Source organism: uncultured Caulobacter sp. (genome assembly GCF_937900395.1).
Lineage (GTDB): Bacteria > Pseudomonadota > Alphaproteobacteria > Caulobacterales > Caulobacteraceae > Caulobacter.
In genome coordinates this window covers 1-2,557 of the sequence record NZ_CALCDX010000087.1, presented here as the reverse complement: position 1 = coordinate 2,557, position 2,557 = coordinate 1, and the positions used below count along the sequence as shown (strand labels likewise).

The 2,557-nt window shown below is 69.5% G+C and carries 2 protein-coding genes; both read left to right on the top strand.

Translation table 11 applies throughout. The features are described from left to right. Nucleotides 1-150: copper-binding protein (locus Q0379_RS07435; protein WP_366519303.1), on the top strand; the 150-nt coding region annotated here is incomplete at its 5' end. Continuing rightward, the coding region (locus Q0379_RS07430; RefSeq protein WP_299006459.1) for a CusA/CzcA family heavy metal efflux RND transporter at nt 147-2,557 on the top strand (2,411 nt) is incomplete at its 3' end. The genes Q0379_RS07435 and Q0379_RS07430, both read left to right, overlap by 4 nt.

Genomic DNA, 2,557 nt, shown 5'->3' with positions numbered 1-2,557 from the left:
ATCGGCTGGCCGGCCATGACCATGACCTTCCGCGCCGACCCGAGGCTGCTGAAGGGCTTCAAGGTGGGCGACCAGGTCCGCTTCGCCTTCGATCCGCCGCCGGCCGACCCGACCGTTCGCCGCATCGCCAAGATTGGCGGTGGCGCATGATCGCCGCCCTGATCCGCTGGTCGGTCAAGAGCCGCTTCTTCGTGCTGCTGGGCGCCCTGGCGCTGATCGTGGCCGGCGGCCTGGCGGTGCGGTCGACCTCGATCGACGCCCTGCCCGATCTCTCCGACACCCAGGTGATCATCCGCACCAGCTATCCGGGCCAGGCCCCGCAGCTGGTCGAGAACCAGGTCACCTATCCGCTGGCCACCACCATGCTCTCGGTCCCTGGCGCCAAGACCGTGCGCGGCTATTCGTTCTTCGGCGACAGCTTCGTCTATGTGATCTTCGACGACAAGACCGACCTCTACTGGGCCCGCTCGCGGGTCCTGGAGTACCTCAATCAGGTCCAGGGCCGTCTTCCGGAGAGCGCCCGTCCGGCCCTGGGTCCTGACGCCACCGGGGTGGGCTGGGTCTACGAGTACGCCCTAGTCGACAAGACCGGCGGCCACGACCTCAGCCAGCTGCGATCGATCCAGGACTGGTTCCTGCGCTATGAGCTGAAGACCCTACCGGGCGTGGCCGAGGTCTCGGCGATCGGCGGCATGGTCCGCCAGTACCAGGTGGTGCTCGACCCGCAGAAGCTGGCCAGCTTCGGGGTCACGCACCAACAGGTTGTCGCCGCGCTGAAAGGCGCCAACGCCGAGACCGGCGGCTCGGTGCTGGAGCTGGGCGAGGCCGAATACATGGTCCGCGCCACCGGCTATCTGAAGACGATCGAGGACTTCCAGGCCGTGCCGCTGAAGACGGCGGCCGGCGGCGTCCCAGTGCGCCTCGGCGACGTGGCCACGATCCAGGTCGGCCCGGAAATGCGGCGCGGCGTCGCCGAACTCAACGGCCAGGGCGAGGTCGCCGGCGGCGTGGTGATCCTGCGCTCCGGCGAGAACGCCCGCACGACCATCGCGGCGGTGAAGGCCAAGCTGGCCGAGCTGAAGAAGAGCCTGCCGCCCGGCGTCGAGGTCGTCACCACCTATGACCGCTCGGGCCTGATCGACCGGGCCGTCCATAACCTGACCGGCAAGCTGCTGGAGGAGTTCCTGGTCGTGGCCCTGGTCTGCGCCCTGTTCCTGGGCCACCTGCGCTCGGCCCTGGTGGCGATCCTCTCCCTGCCGCTGGGGGTGCTGGCCGCCTTCCTGGTCATGAAGAGCCAGGGCGTCGACGCCAACATCATGTCGCTGGGCGGCATCGCCATCGCCATCGGGGCCATGGTCGACGCGGCCGTGGTGATGATCGAGAACGCCCACAAGAAGCTGGAGCGCTGGGCCCATGAGCATCCGGGCGAGATCCTGACCGGCGAGGCCCGCTGGGCGGTGATCACCGAGGCCGCCGCCGAGGTCGGGCCCGCCCTGTTCTTCAGCCTGCTGATCATCACCCTGTCGTTCATCCCGGTCTTCACCCTGCAGGCCCAGGAAGGCCGGCTCTTCCGCCCCCTGGCCTTCACCAAGACCTACGCCATGGCGGCGGCGGCCATCCTTTCGGTGACCCTGATCCCGGTGCTGATGGGCTATCTGATCCGCGGCAAGATCCCCGACGAGGCGGCCAATCCCGTCAACCGCGTGCTGACGGCGGCCTATCGTCCGCTGCTCGACCGGGTGATGCGCCGGCCCAGGACCACCCTGCTGGTCGCGCTGCTGGCCTTCGCGACCACCGCTTGGCCGCTCGCCCACCTGGGTGGGGAGTTCATGCCCAACATGGACGAGGGCGATCTGCTCTACATGCCCTCGGCCCTGCCGGGCCTGTCGGCGGCCAAGGCCGGCCAGCTCCTCCAGCAGACCGACCGGATGATCAAGACCGTGCCGGAGGTCGACAGCGTGTTCGGCAAGGCCGGCCGCGCCGAGAGCGCCACCGACCCGGCCCCGCTGGAGATGTTCGAGACCACGATCCGCTTCAAGCCGCGCGACCAGTGGCGGCCGGGCATGACCCCCGACAAGCTGGTCGCCGAACTCGACCAGCGCGTACGCGTCCCGGGCCTCACCAATGTCTGGGTGCCGCCGATCCGCAACCGCATCGACATGCTGGCCACCGGCATCAAGAGCCCGATCGGGGTCAAGGTCTCGGGGGCCAACCTGGCCGAACTCGACCGCATCGCCCGCGAGGTCGAGGGCGTGGCCAAGAGCGTGCCGGGCGTCAGCTCGGCCCTGGCCGAGCGCTTGACCGGCGGACGCTATGTCGATGTCCGCATCGACCGCGCCGCCGCCGCGCGGTTCGGGCTCAACATCGACGACGTCCAGTCCATCGTATCGGGCGCGATCGGCGGCGAGACCATCGGCCAGACGGTCGAGGGCCTGGCACGCTATCCGATCAGCGTCCGCTATCCGCGCGAGCTGCGGGGCAGCCTGGAAGGCCTGCGAGCCTTGCCGATCCTCACCCCGGGCGGCGCCCAGATCACCCTGGGCACGGTGGCGCAGGT